Here is an 11,639-nt window from a genome sequence, read left to right on the forward strand (position 1 = left end):
CTGCGGACCGGCAGCCCCGATCAGAGGGCTCTGCGCCTGGCCAGGGAGACCGTCGAAGCGCTCGCCGAGGAGAACGTGCCCCGCGAGTGGGACGACATCGAGGTGGTGCTGCGCGGTACCGGCCGTACGCGGCCGGCGCTGGCTGTGGGCTGGGCGGTCTGACGGGTCCAACCAGGACGGGAGATCAGGTTGATGATCGCGATGTTGAGCAGGTAGCCGGCCAGCACGCTGGTGATCAGCATCGGGGTCGTCAGCCAGCCGTCGCCGAGCAGGTAGATCGGCGCGAAGATGATCGACACCGGCGAGGTCAGCGCGATCAGCAGGACGCCCGCGGAGCCGGGTGCGGCGAGCGCGCCGATCGCGGACGCGCACACGGCGACTGTGTACAGGCGAGTGATCCAGGTGCCGACGAAGACGTTCATGGCGACCATGCTTGTTTCGACGGCCGCCGATCGAATGAGTAGCGGTACCTAGTAGCCCGCCGTCAGGAACTCAGATCGTCGCCGGTGATCAGGCCTCGGATGCTCACGTTGCGTTCGCACTCGTTGACGATGACCGCGGTGCCCACCGGGATCGCGCCCAGCTCCGCCACCAGCTGGTAGATCGCGCGGCTCTGCGAGCCGGTGGTCGCCCAGTCGTCGACCACGAGCACCCGGTCGGTGGGACCGAGCAGGCGGGAGCGCACGCCCAGGCGTTGCGGCTCGCCGCGGTGGTCGGCCGGCACCTCCGCCCAGGTCATCGGCTCGGCGATGGGTCGGCGGGCGCCGTGCCGGTACGCCTCGACGAAACCGACACCCAGGGCCCGGGCGGCGAGCGGGCCGACCAGGAAGCCGGTCACCTCGGGCGACACGACCACGGTGGGGCGTTCGTGGGCGAACAGGGCACCCAGCGCGGGGCCCAAACCGTCCAGAATGTGCGGATCTCGCCACCAACCGGATCGATCACTGACCAGCACCTCGCTCTGCGGTCCGGGGTCGGTCCAGCGGAAGGCGGCGATCAGGCGGTCACGGAGATCGGATGTCACCGGCACATCCTGACATCGGGCCTTGGGGGTATCACCGCCGACTGAATGAGGCCGATCTACCAGGTGGTCAGAACCTCATCAGACTACGGGTCAAGTTGGTGCGGTTGCCGGGTTCGATCAGGCATGCTGTCCGCGTAACCATGGCTAATTTCTTCGCGTCGGGCCGCCGCCCGCTGAGCCCAGGATCCCGCGCCGGACTCGGCGCGGCTCTCGTGCTGCTCGTCGCCGTGTCCGGCGTGGAGCTGATCGACACCAGCCGGCCCAACTTCATCGGGCTGTTCGCGGCCGTGCCGTTCCTGGCCGCCGTCTTCGCCGGCTGGCAGACCACGCTCGGGGTGGGCGCGCTGGCCACCGTGGTCGGCATGGTGTTCGCCAGCACTGACACCGAGCACAGCGTCGCCGGGCTGGTCAACGTCGTGGGGATCATGCTGGCCACCGGCATCGCCTCGGCCGTCGCGACGATCCGGCAGCGGCAGGCCGACCAGATCGCCGAGCTCACCCGCCTGGCCGCGGTCGCTCAGCAGGCGGTGCTGCGCCCGCTCGGTCCGCAGGTCGGCGCCCTCGCGGTCGCCGGTCGCTACATCTCGGCGACGGCCGCGGCGGACATCGGTGGAGACCTCTACGAGGCCCTGGACACGCCGTACGGGGTCCGGATCATCATCGGCGACGTCCGCGGGAAGGGCCTGGACGCGGTCCGGCTGGCGAGCATCGTGCTGGGGTCGTACCGGCATGTCGCGTACGAGAGGGCCGATCTCCGCGCGATCGTGACCGATCTGGACCGTGCCGTGGCGCGGAGCGTGGGCGACGAGGATTTTGTGACCGCGGCCCTGGTCGAGGAGCGCGGCGGGACGCTGACCATCGTCAACTGTGGACATCCTTCGCCGCTGCTGTTGCGTCGCGGCGAGGTGATCCCGCTGGATCCGCCGGCGACCGCGCCGCCGCTGGGCTTCATGCCGGTCGCCCAGCCGCGTGTGGAGCGGCTGGAGCCGGGCGACCGGCTGTTGCTGTTCACCGACGGGCTCGGTGAGGCCCGCCGGGAGGGTGAGTTCTTCCCGACCGCGGACCGGGCGTGGCGGCTGCTCGGTCACGGGACGGTGGGCGACGGCCTGGCCTCGTTGGAGACCGCGCTGGTCGACTGGGTGCATGGCCAGCTGGACGACGACATCGCCCTGGTGCTGCTGGAGTACACCGGCCCGGGCGTGGAGGCGGCTCAGCCGATGCCGAGCTGGGAGGTCGGGGCGGCCGGCTCCTAGACCGTCCTCATACCGTCGCGGTCTGGGTCTCGGCGGTCGGCTCGGGGGTGGGATCGGGTGCCGGGACGGGCTCGGGCTGGCGGTGCTTACCCACGTACTTGCGCGGCTGGTCGGCCTGGCGAGGCTCCGGAATCAGGCTCTTGATCGTGGCGAACACTATGACCTCCTGGGCCGTGGGCGTACGTCCCTCACGTACAAACGGAGCAACGAGTCGATCCGGCGGTCGATACGTCACCTACGGCGCGGCAGCTTGCAAATGGCCGAACGGTTGTCCCGCTTCCCACCCGATCGGAGACGTTTAGCTCGCGGATCGACGGAGTCCGTCCCCCAGGGCGGGTCTTGGTCACAGATCGACTGGCCGCTTGTCGCCTTTACCCGTGGGTAATACAGTGTGTGTTACTGACGGGTAACTCGCGTTCCGGGAGACGGGCCAGGAGCAACATGACTCACTACTTGAGCAACCTGCGCGACCTTGAATTCAACCTCTTCGAGGTGTTCGGGGCCGACAAGGCGTTCGGGCAGGCGCCCTACGACGAGATCGACATGGAGACCGCGCGGGACATCCTGCACGAGGTCAACCGGATGGCGCGGGAGGATCTTGCTCCCAGCTTCGCGATCGCCGACCGCAATCCGCCGGTCTTCGACGCCGCGACGAACACCGCTCCGCTGCCGGTGGAGTTCAAGGAGGCGTACGCGAAGTTCATGGCGTCCGAGTTCTGGCGCCTGGACCTCCCGACTTCGATCGGTGGAACGCCGGCGCCGCGGGCGCTCTGGTGGGCTCTCGCCGAGAACGTGCTGGGCGCCAACCCGGCCATCTGGATGTACGGCAACGGCCCGTCCTTCGCGCGCGTCGTGAAGGAGGAGGGCACCCCCGAGCAGCAGAAATGGGCCGAGCTCTTCGTCGAGAAGCAGTGGGTCGCCACGATGGTGCTGACCGAGCCGGACGCCGGTTCGGATGTGGGCGCCGGGCGGACCAGGGCTATCCCGCAGGAGGACGGCTCCTGGCACATCGAGGGCGTCAAGCGCTTCATCACGTCGGGTGAGCAGGACCTCACCGACAACATCATCCATTACGTGCTGGCCCGCCCGGTCGGCGTCGAGGGCGCCGGCGGCCCGGGCACCAAGGGCCTGTCGCTGTTCATCGTGCCGAAGTTCCACTTCGACCCGGAGACCGGTGAGCTGGGCGAGCGCAACGGCGTCTACGCCACCAACGTCGAGCACAAGATGGGCCTCAAGGTCAGCAACACCTGCGAGCTGACCTTCGGCGAGCACGGCACCCCGGCCCAAGGCTGGCTGCTGGGCGACGTTCACCAGGGCATCCGGCAGATGTTCGAGATCATCGAGTACGCCCGGATGATGGTCGGCACGAAGGCGATCGCGACGCTGTCCACCGGTTACCTCAACGCGCTCGAGTACGCGAAGAACCGGGTTCAGGGCGCCGACCTGGTGCAGAACACCAACAAGGCCGCTCCGCGGGTGACGATCACCCACCACCCCGACGTACGCCGCTCGCTCATGCTGCAGAAGTCGTACGCGGAGGGTCTGCGCGCTCTGGTCGCCTACACCGCCACCTGGCAGGACAAGGTGGCCATCGCCCAGGCGGCCGGGGACATCGAGACGGCCAAGGCGGCGAGCAAGGTCAACGATCTGCTGCTGCCGCTGGTCAAGGGCGTCGGGTCGGAGCGGGCGTACGAACTGCTCAGCCACGAGTCGCTGCAGACGTTCGGTGGCTCCGGCTTCCTCCAGGACTACCCGCTCGAGCAGTACGTCCGAGACGCCAAGATCGACACGCTGTACGAGGGCACGACGGCGATCCAGAGCCTGGACCTGATCTTCCGCAAGATCGTCAGGGACCAGGGTCAGGCGCTGGCGACGCTCGCCACCGAAATGCAGGGCTTCATCGAGTCCGAGGCCGGCAACGGGCAGCTCAAGGAGGAGCGGCTGGCGCTGGGCCGGGCGCTCGGCGAGCTCAACACGATCCTGGGTGTCACGATGACCTGGCTGGCGGCCGCGCAGGGCGGCGACGAACGCGAGCTGTACAAGGTCGGCCTGACGTCGCGTCGCGTCCTGCTGGCGCTCGGCGACGTCATCGTCTCGTGGCTGCTCATGCGCCAGGCCGAGGTCGCCCTGAAGGCGCTCGGCGGCGAGGTCAAGCCGGCCGACAAGAACTTCTACGAGGGCAAGGTCGCGGCGGCCCGCTTCTTCGCCCGCGAGGTGCTCCCGCGGATCGGCGCCGACCGCCGCATCATCGAGAACACCACGCTCGACCTGATGGATCTCCCCGAAGAAGCTTTTTGATCTAGCTCTTCACACGGCTCGCGGATCTCTATCCGCGGGCCGTGTGGCGTTTGATCAGGTCCATCGACTGGGGCTGGGTCTCGGACCAGAGACCCCGATTCTGGTGTACGGCCAGGCCGCAGGTTTTGAGGCCGGTGAAGTCCAGGTCCTCGTCGTCTGGTCGCAGCAGGACGGACACATCGGACATTGTGGGGTTATGGCCCACGAACAGGACGGTGGTGACGTCGTCGGTGACTCTGCGTAGCAGGTCGATCACTTCGGTGCGGCCGCCCTCGTAGAGCCCGCTCTCGTAGTGCACCTCGGGAGAGGTCGCTGACGGCGCCGCCTGGGCCAGCGCGACGGCCACGCCGTGCCAGGTCTGCCGGGTGCGCGCGGCCGGCGAGCAGATCACCAGGCGCGGCACGATGCCCTCGTCGGCCAGCCACGCCCCGGCCGCGTCGGCGTCCGCCGTGCCCTTCTCGGTGAGCCTCCGGTCGAAGTCGAGTTGATCACCGGGAGTCTCCGCCTTGGCGTGGCGCAGAAGCACGAGCGTCCGCTTTTCCGTCATCTGATCAGCTTGCCTGATTGAGGATTCGGTCGCCGGGGTAAACACGCCATCGACGTATGACCGTGCAACACCGTGCCGCCCACCACTCCTGGCGGCATCCACCTAGGAGGGCCCGATGGGCATCGGCGGAAGCATCTTCCTACTCGCGCTGGGGGCGATTCTCGCGTTCGCAGTCAACGCGGAGATCAGCGGCCTCGACATCAACGTTGTCGGCTACGTACTCATGCTCGCCGGTTTGGTCGGGCTGATCGTGACCGTGTGGTTCTGGAACAGCCGGCGGCGGACCGTGGTGCAGCAGTCGCAGCCGGTCATCCGCAGCGACGGCCGGGTGGTGGACGAGGTCCGCACCGTCCGCCGCGAGGACCCGCCGCCGCCCCCCGGGTACGGCGCCTGAGTCACGCTGGTGCGTATAGGTAAGCAGAGCCGCTCTGCTTACCTATACGCAGCGAGCTCGTTCTACAGGGCAGCTCGGATCGCGTCGGACACCGGCGTGGCCGGGCGGCCGAGCAGTTTCTCCAGGTCGGCCGGGCTGGTCTCCAACTGGCCGAGCGCCGCGCCGCGGTCGGCGTCGGACAGGACCGCCGCGCCGCCCTCGGGCAGGCCCACCCCGATCAGGAACTCGGCGTACTTCTCCGGCGACAGGTCGGTGTACGTCACCGGCTTGCCGGCCACCTTCGAGATCTCCTCGGCCAGGCCAGGCAGCGTGAATCCGGGGCCGCCCAGCTCGTACACCCGGGCCTCACCGTTGATCACCGCGACCGCCGCGGCCTCCGCCAGGTCGGGCCGGGCCGCGGCGCTGATCCGGCCGTCGCCGGACGCGCCGAACAGGCCGTTCTCGACGGCGCCGGCGAAGTCGTAGTTCTCGTAGTACCAGCTGTTGCGCAGGAACGCGTGCGGCAGACCGGACTCGGCGATCAGCTGCTCGGTCGCCTGGTGCTCGCCGGCCAGGATCAGGTCGGAGGTGCCCGCGTTCACGATGCTCGTGTAGGCCAGCAGCGACACCCCGGCCGCCTTGGCCGCCTCGACGACGTTGCGGTGCTGCGGGACGCGCTTGCCGGGCTCGCTGCCCGAGACGAAGAGCACCTTCTCGGCACCCTCGAACGCCGCCCGGAGCGTCGCCGGGTCGTCGTAGTCGGCGTGCCGCACGCGTACGCCGAGATCTGCGATTTTTTCGATCTTGCGACCGGTGGCCACGATCTGGTCGGCCGGCACGCCGCGCGCCAGCAGCGACTCGACGGCGTGACGTCCGAATGGTCCGGTGGCGCCGGTGACGACGATGGTCATCTCGAAACTCCTACGGTCTTTCGGGGTGAACGATGTCTAGGCTGATAACCGACCAGGTCGGAGATCACTTCCCGTTGGGTAGTGGGCACCTTGAAGTGCTATACGTACCTGATGGATAGTGTGCAGGTGCAACCCGATGTGTTCGCCAAGGACTGCCCCAGCCGCCAGGTGCTCGACCGGATCGGTGACACCTGGAGCGTGCTCGTCGTCAGCCTGCTCGCCGACGGCCCGCAGCGCTACACGACTCTGCAACGCCAGATCGAGGGCATCAGCCCCAAGATGCTGACCCAGACGCTGCGCGCTCTGGAACGGGACGGTCTGGTCACGCGTACGGTGCACGCCGTCGTCCCGCCGCGGGTGGACTATGCGCTGACCCGGCTGGGCGAGAGCCTGCTGAGGCTGGTCGCCGAGCTGGAGAAGTGGGCCATGACACACATCGAGGACGTGCTGACCGCCCGCGCCGCCTACGACAGCGTCTGATCCTCGCGGGTCGCCGTCACCGCACCGGTCATCCGGCGCACCACCGCGACCGCGCGCGCCAGGTCCTCGGGCTCGAGGTCGGCCGTCGCCGCGCTCATGCGAGCCCCGAGCGGCGTGAAGAAGTCGGCCGCCACCTGCCGCGCCGGCTCATGCATGGTCACCGTCACCCGGCGGCGGTCGCGCGGATCCCGGGTGCGCCCCACATGCCCCGCCGCCTCCAGCCGGTCCACCAGCGCGGTCGCCGCGGCCGGGCTCAGGCCGAGACGCTGGGCGAGCTCGCCGACCGTGATCGGGTGGCCGGCGGCGTCCCCGGTGCTGATCCACATCACCGCGTTCAGATCGGTGCGCCCCAGGCTGTGCCGCCGGGCGAACGTGTCGACGAACACGTCGCTCTCGACCGTGAAGACGCGCAGGGCGTCGATCAGGTCTCGGAGTAACTCATCGCGTTCGGGTTGCCGCGGCACGGCCGACATCATATCTTTTCCATCATCGAATATTTCGACGGTGGAAGGGTCTGGACGCGCGCATGTGGTTCCTCAGCCGGATCGGTGCCGGGCTCATCCTGCTCGCCACCATCCTGATCACCGGGCTGGCATTCGCCTTCTCGCCCTCCCAGCCCGACGCCTCGCCCACCGACGGCCTGCCCGCCGGCGCCCAGGCGACCGAGGTCACCGCGCTCGCCGACCGCTTCCCCAGCGGCCGGGTCCTCACCGCCATCGTGGTGCTCGAGCGGAGCTCCGGGCCGCTGACCAGCGCCGATAACGCCGTTGTGACGTCGCTCAGCGCCTCCTTGAAGTCCCGGGCGGTGCCCTCGGCCGACGGCAAGGCGGTGCTCCTGCCCGTCACATTGCCGTCACGTGAGTCGGTTGACGAGATCAGAGCGTCGGTACGCGCGGCGAACCTGCCCGCCGGCCTGACCGGGCAGGTCACCGGCGGGGCGGCGTTCGGCCGGGACATCGCCGCCGCCTTCGAGGGTGCCGACGTCACGCTGCTGATCGCCACCGCCGCCGTGGTCGCGGTGCTGCTGCTCATCACGTACCGAAGCCCGATCTTGTGGGTGGTGCCCTTGATCGTCATCGGGCTGGGCGATCAGGTGGTGGCCAAGCTGCTGCCCTGGGTCGCGCGGCTGGTCGGCGAACGCACCGACGCGTCAGTCGCCGGGATCGTGTCGGTGCTGGTCTTCGGCGCGGGCACGGACTACGCGTTGCTGCTGGTCTCGCGCTATCGCGAAGAGCTCCGGCGTACGCCCTCCCGGCGCGAAGCGTTGACCGCGGCGTGGCGTGCGGCCGCCCCCGCCATCGTCGCCAGCGCCGGAACCGTCGTTCTCGCCCTGGCCACGCTGCTGGCGGCGGTGCTGACCAGCAACCGGACCCTCGGCGTGGCAGCGGCGACGGGCGTACTCGTGGCCCTGGCCTTCGGGTTGTTCGTGCTGCCGGCCGCGCTGGTGCTGCTACCGCGCGGGGTGTTCTGGCCGCTCGTGCCGCGGGTGGGCAGCGCGGACCCGACCGAGACCGGGGTGTGGTCGCGCGTCGCCCGGTTCGTCGGCAACCGCCCCGGCGCCGTCCTGCTGGCCGCGATCGCGGTGCTCGGCGTGTGCTCGCTGGGCCTCACCAAGATCGACATCGGTTTGGCGCAGACCGAGCAGTTCCGTACGAAAGTCGAAGCGGTGACCGGCCAGGAAACGCTGTCCCGGCACTATCCGGCCGGCGCCGCCCAGCCCGTGGTGATGGTCGTCGACTCGCCTGACCTGGACGCGGCGTTAGGTACGGCCCGCACGGTGCCCGGCGTGGCGGCGGTGCTGCAGCCGGAGAAATCCGACGACGGCACGCTGACCAAGGTGACGGTGCAGCTCACCGACGACGCCGGCACCCCGGCGGCCGACACCGCCGTCAAGCGCCTGCGCTCGGCGTTGCCCGATGCGCTGGTCGGCAGTCAGCCGGCGGCCGACCTCGACGAACGCACCGCCAACCTGCGCGACGACCGGGTTGTGGTGCCGCTGATCCTGGGCGTGGTGCTGCTCGTCCTGATCCTGCTGCTGCGGTCGCTGGTGGCGCCGGTCCTGCTGCTGGTCACGGTGGTGGCGAGCTATGCGGCCAGCCTCGGGGCGGCGGTGGTCGTGCTGCGAACGTTCTTCGACCAGCCCGGGTTGGACAGCAGCGTGCCGTTGCTGAGCTTCCTGTTTTTGGTCGCGCTGGGCGTCGACTACAACATCTTCCTGGTCACCCGCGCCCGCGACGAGACGTCCGCCCGGCGCGATACCCGGGCCGGCACCCTCCGCGCGCTGGCCGCGACCGGCGGGGTGATCACCTCGGCGGGCATCCTGCTGGCGGCGGTATTCGCCGTTCTGGGAGTGCTGCCGGTGATCGTCCTCACCCAGATCGGGGTGATCGTGGGCCTTGGTGTTCTGCTCGACACGCTTCTTGTCCGGACGATTGTGGTGCCTGCTCTGGCCCTGCTGCTCGGGGATCGGTTCTGGTGGCCCGCCCGGCCTGCCGTGCCCTCGCCGACGACGGCTTCTCCCGCCGCGCCGGATCTCGCCGACGCCGAGTCCCGCTGAGGCTGGCCGCTTTTGGCCCGCCTGACCTGGAAGGACAGGTTGATCATGGAGGTGGGTTGCCGTCAGGGCTTGACTTTCACCTTCGGTGAGGGCCCAGCGTGATCCGTGCCGGTCGCCACGACCGGCACGGGCACGCCTCGTCGTGCACGTCGGATTCTGGGCGAGGGACTGCGCATGAACAGCGAACTCGAACGACTGGCCGAATCGCTCAACGGCTCTGCAACCCACCGCCGCCGGCGCGACGCGCGGCCACGCGGATCGCGTGAGGTAGCCCGTCGCGTGCGCCAAGCCGAAGAACGCCGTCTCCTGCTCGGCGGCGACCGGTAAGGCATGCGAGCCGATCAGCAAAGCCGGCACGGACGACGGGTCAAGCCCCGCCGCACCAGGCTTGACCCGAGAAGGCGTCTCGAGACGGCCGAGCGGCCCGACGAGATGAGGGCGACCCGTTCGGACCGCGATCCCTGGCCAGGCCAGGGGAATCCGGGTTGGGCTACGAGGAACCGGGGCAGTCAAGGGGACCGGCGCCGCGCCTCGGGATCCGAGAGAGGCCAAAGGGATCCGGTGAGGCCAAAGGGATCTGGGTCGCGCCGAGGTTAGGCGAGGGGTTTGGGTCGGGCCAGGGATCCGGATCACGCCGGGGGCAGGCGGAGGGATTCGGTCGGGCCAGGGTAGGCGAGCGGATTCGGGTCAGGGCCGGGGGATCCGGGGATCGCTGTGGTAGGCCTCTTGCGCCCGCTCCAACGGCCCGCCGGCAGCGCTTACCGCGGCGAGTGAGTCCAGCAGGGTGACATCAGCGGCCGGCAACTCGTCGTAGTGGATCGGGATGAGGCCCCAGTTGTCCCAGGGGAGGGATTCGACCGAGTTGAGGGCGGCCAGGTCGCGGATCACGTTGCCCTGGATCTCCCACATGCCGCTCAGGCCGGCGGAATGGACGCCCAGCGTGGACGAGTCTCGGGTGCCGGCTCGGCACTCCTGCCATGCCTGGCCGCCGACCAGGAAACCGTCTCGGGGCACATCCAGTGGGTCGACCTTGTGGTCGGTGTAGGTGCCGGGGTCGGCGCTCAGGATCTGCGCGTCGACCAGGCGCCACTCGTCGTCCGCCCAGATCTCGGCGACCCAGTGGTCGTCCGCGAAACCGTCGGCGAAGTAAGTCGAGAAGCCGGCGCGTGCGCGAGCGGGGCGGCCCTGGGAACGCAGGATCGAGACGAGCAGCACGGCGAAGTCGCGGCACGTCCCGGCGAACCGTTTCTCCGGCGCGCGGGGCGCCAGCGTGCCCAGGTGGCCGAGAATTGCCGCCACATCGCGGGTGTCCGCCTCGGACCGGCGTGACGACGGCAGCGTGAAACCGAACGCCGCCGTCCAGTCGCGGTGGACCATCACGCCGCCGATCACCCTGGCCAGCTCGGTGAGATCCGACGGCAGACCCTGGAACAGGGCGCTGCGTGCGCCGGGGTCGGTCACCGCACTGTGACGTCGATAGAAGTCCATGCGACGACCCTAGGACAGAGGTACGACAGTTCAGGCGTACAGCGAGAAGTAGATCGCGATCTGGTGGCAGATGGCCGCGATGAGCGTGCAGGCGTGGAAGAACTCGTGGTGGCCGAAGACCGTGGGCCACGGGTTGGGGCGGCGCAGGGCGTAGAAGACCGCGCCGGCGCTGTAGGCCACGCCGCCGGCGCAGAGCAGGACCAAGGGGACGACGCCGCCGTTCCGCAGGACCTGCGGCATGATCGCCACGGCGCCCCACCCCAGGGCCAGGTAGAGCGGCGCGCTCGCCCAGCGGGGCAGGTGCGGCCAGATCGTCTTGAGGGCCACGCCGCCGAGGGCCCCGCCCCAGATCAGGCTGAGCGTGAGCACGGCCTGCGAGGTGGGAAGCAGCAGCACGCAGAACGGTGTGTAGGTGCCCGCGATGAAAATGAAGATCATCGAGTGGTCCATGCGGCGCATGATCTGGTAGCCGCGTTCGGACCAGACACGGCGGTGGTAGAGCGCGCTGATGCCGAAGAGGCCGCACACCGTGATGCTGTAGATGAGGACGCTGACGAACGGGGCGATGCCTGGCCGGGTCGCCGCGATCGAGCAGAGCACGATGCCGCACACCAGCGCGACGAAGAAGGCGTACTGGTGAAGCCGGCCGCGCAGCCGCGGCTTGCCGAGGTCGGCAGGCTTCATCCGGAAGGGCGCGGAAGTGGTCAC

Annotated in this window: 14 protein-coding genes; 6 read left to right on the plus strand and 8 right to left on the minus strand. The window is 69.4% G+C overall.

Features of this window, described 5'->3' with window-relative positions:
- Positions 1-20: 20 nt before the first annotated feature.
- Together QSK31_RS32255 and QSK31_RS32260 are read right to left on the minus strand one after the other, a co-directional pair.
- Positions 21-422 (minus strand): SCO4225 family membrane protein, encoded by a 402-nt coding sequence (locus tag QSK31_RS32255; protein WP_285688348.1) that lies wholly within the window; start codon positions 420-422, stop codon positions 21-23.
- Positions 423-484: 62 nt separating this feature from the next.
- Positions 485-1,024, minus strand: coding sequence for a phosphoribosyltransferase family protein (locus QSK31_RS32260; protein ID WP_285688349.1), 540 nt, complete (start codon positions 1,022-1,024; stop codon positions 485-487).
- A gap of 140 nt (positions 1,025-1,164) precedes the next feature.
- Here QSK31_RS32260 and QSK31_RS32265 point away from each other — a divergent pair, with 140 nt between their 5' ends.
- Positions 1,165-2,277 (plus strand): PP2C family protein-serine/threonine phosphatase, encoded by a 1,113-nt coding sequence (locus QSK31_RS32265; RefSeq protein ID WP_285688350.1) that lies wholly within the window; start codon positions 1,165-1,167, stop codon positions 2,275-2,277.
- A 7-nt stretch (positions 2,278-2,284) separates the two neighbouring features.
- Here QSK31_RS32265 and QSK31_RS32270 read toward each other — a convergent pair whose 3' ends face one another.
- The gene (locus QSK31_RS32270; protein WP_285688351.1) at positions 2,285-2,434 is read right to left on the minus strand and encodes a hypothetical protein; all 150 of its coding nucleotides are present in this window, start codon (positions 2,432-2,434) and stop codon (positions 2,285-2,287) included.
- A gap of 284 nt (positions 2,435-2,718) precedes the next feature.
- Here QSK31_RS32270 and QSK31_RS32275 point away from each other — a divergent pair, with 284 nt between their 5' ends.
- Positions 2,719-4,575: an acyl-CoA dehydrogenase gene (locus QSK31_RS32275; protein WP_285688352.1), complete on the plus strand. Its 1,857-nt coding sequence runs from the start codon at positions 2,719-2,721 to the stop codon at positions 4,573-4,575.
- A gap of 28 nt (positions 4,576-4,603) precedes the next feature.
- Here the strand turns inward: QSK31_RS32275 and QSK31_RS32280 are convergent, their stop codons facing one another.
- Positions 4,604-5,122, minus strand: a complete 519-nt coding sequence (locus QSK31_RS32280; RefSeq protein WP_285688353.1) for a SixA phosphatase family protein — start codon at positions 5,120-5,122, stop codon at positions 4,604-4,606.
- A 115-nt stretch (positions 5,123-5,237) separates the two neighbouring features.
- Between QSK31_RS32280 and QSK31_RS32285 the strand changes: the two genes are divergently transcribed.
- Positions 5,238-5,516: a DUF6458 family protein gene (locus QSK31_RS32285; RefSeq protein WP_285688354.1), complete on the plus strand. Its 279-nt coding sequence runs from the start codon at positions 5,238-5,240 to the stop codon at positions 5,514-5,516.
- A gap of 62 nt (positions 5,517-5,578) precedes the next feature.
- On the opposite strand, the gene QSK31_RS32290 is transcribed toward QSK31_RS32285, so the two are convergent.
- Positions 5,579-6,406, minus strand: coding sequence for an SDR family oxidoreductase (locus QSK31_RS32290; RefSeq protein WP_285688355.1), 828 nt, complete (start codon positions 6,404-6,406; stop codon positions 5,579-5,581).
- 111 nt (positions 6,407-6,517) lie between these two features.
- Between QSK31_RS32290 and QSK31_RS32295 the strand changes: the two genes are divergently transcribed.
- Positions 6,518-6,886 carry a winged helix-turn-helix transcriptional regulator gene (locus QSK31_RS32295; RefSeq protein WP_285688356.1) on the plus strand — a complete coding sequence of 123 codons (369 nt, stop codon included), beginning with the start codon at positions 6,518-6,520 and terminating at the stop codon, positions 6,884-6,886.
- On the opposite strand, the gene QSK31_RS32300 is transcribed toward QSK31_RS32295, so the two are convergent.
- Positions 6,871-7,359: a MarR family winged helix-turn-helix transcriptional regulator gene (locus QSK31_RS32300; RefSeq protein WP_285688447.1), complete on the minus strand. Its 489-nt coding sequence runs from the start codon at positions 7,357-7,359 to the stop codon at positions 6,871-6,873. The genes QSK31_RS32295 and QSK31_RS32300 overlap by 16 nt on opposite strands.
- 53 nt (positions 7,360-7,412) lie before the next feature.
- Here QSK31_RS32300 and QSK31_RS32305 point away from each other — a divergent pair, with 53 nt between their 5' ends.
- Positions 7,413-9,443: an MMPL family transporter gene (locus tag QSK31_RS32305; RefSeq protein ID WP_285688357.1), complete on the plus strand. Its 2,031-nt coding sequence runs from the start codon at positions 7,413-7,415 to the stop codon at positions 9,441-9,443.
- Positions 9,444-9,617: 174 nt separating this feature from the next.
- On the plus strand, positions 9,618-9,770 hold the full coding sequence (locus QSK31_RS32310) for a hypothetical protein (RefSeq protein WP_285688358.1): 153 nt from the start codon (positions 9,618-9,620) through the stop codon (positions 9,768-9,770).
- Between the two features lie 360 nt (positions 9,771-10,130).
- Here the strand turns inward: QSK31_RS32310 and QSK31_RS32315 are convergent, their stop codons facing one another.
- Together QSK31_RS32315 and trhA are read right to left on the minus strand one after the other, a co-directional pair.
- Entirely contained in the window at positions 10,131-10,931 is an 801-nt protein-coding gene (locus tag QSK31_RS32315; RefSeq protein WP_285688359.1) for a transglutaminase-like domain-containing protein, read from the minus strand.
- A 30-nt stretch (positions 10,932-10,961) separates the two neighbouring features.
- Entirely contained in the window at positions 10,962-11,639 is a 678-nt protein-coding gene (trhA, locus tag QSK31_RS32320) for a PAQR family membrane homeostasis protein TrhA (protein WP_285688360.1), read from the minus strand.

The sequence above is a fragment of the Actinoplanes sp. NBRC 103695 genome (assembly GCF_030269485.1).
Taxonomy (GTDB): domain Bacteria; phylum Actinomycetota; class Actinomycetes; order Mycobacteriales; family Micromonosporaceae; genus Actinoplanes.